Consider the following 839-nt stretch of genomic DNA (forward strand, 5'->3'; position numbering starts at 1 on the left):
CACCTTGTGTGAGACCTGGTATCCTGGCGGGATGAAAAGAGCAGACCGCAAAGGGTATCCGACCGATGTGTCGGACGAAGAATGGAGCTTCGCGGCACCCTATCTGACGCTGATGGACGTCACCGCGCCGCAGCGCAAATACGAACTGCGCGACATGTTCGATGCGTTGCGCTGGATGGCTCGGGCCGGCGCACCGTGGAGGATGCTGCCCAATGATTTCCCACCTTGGGAATTGGTGTATCAGCAGCCCCAACGCTGGTTACAGGCAGGTTGTTTTGAGCACATGGTCAGCGACTTGCGCTCGGTGATACGCGTGGCACAGGGACGGCAAGGACAGCCCAGCGCGGTCATCCTGGATGGCCGCACGATACAGTCGACCTGCGAGAGCGGACCACGCGCGGGCTATGACGGTTATAAGCGAAAGCGCGGCAGCAAGGTCCATATTGCGGTGGACACCCTGGGACAGTTGCTGGCGGTACATGTGACACCGGCCAATGAGCAGGAGCGTGCGCAGGTAGCAGAGCTTGCGCGTCAGGTCCAGCAGGTAACGGGACACACGGTCAAGGTGGCATTTGCCGATCAGGGATACACGGGCAAAGAGCCAGCGCAGGCCGCACTCGATGAAGGCATCGAACTGCAGGTGATCAAACTGGAGGAAGCGAAAAAGGGCTTTGTACTGCTACCCCGGCGGTGGGTGGTCGAGCGCAGCTTTGGCTGGCTCAACCGTTTCCGCCGTCTCGCACGTGACTATGAACGTCTACCCGAAACGCTTGCCGGGTTGCATTTCGTGGTCTTCGCAATGCTCATGCTCGTTCACGCGGTGCCAGTACTTCCAAGTT

1 protein-coding gene is annotated in these 839 nt (G+C 59.7%); it reads left to right on the forward strand.

From position 1 onward, the window contains the following. Positions 1-31: 31 nt before the first annotated feature. Positions 32-839: IS5 family transposase (locus KHO33_RS41920; protein WP_200568581.1), on the forward strand; the 808-nt coding region annotated here is incomplete at its 3' end.

This window comes from Paraburkholderia nemoris (assembly GCF_905221015.1).
Lineage (GTDB): Bacteria > Pseudomonadota > Gammaproteobacteria > Burkholderiales > Burkholderiaceae > Paraburkholderia > Paraburkholderia nemoris.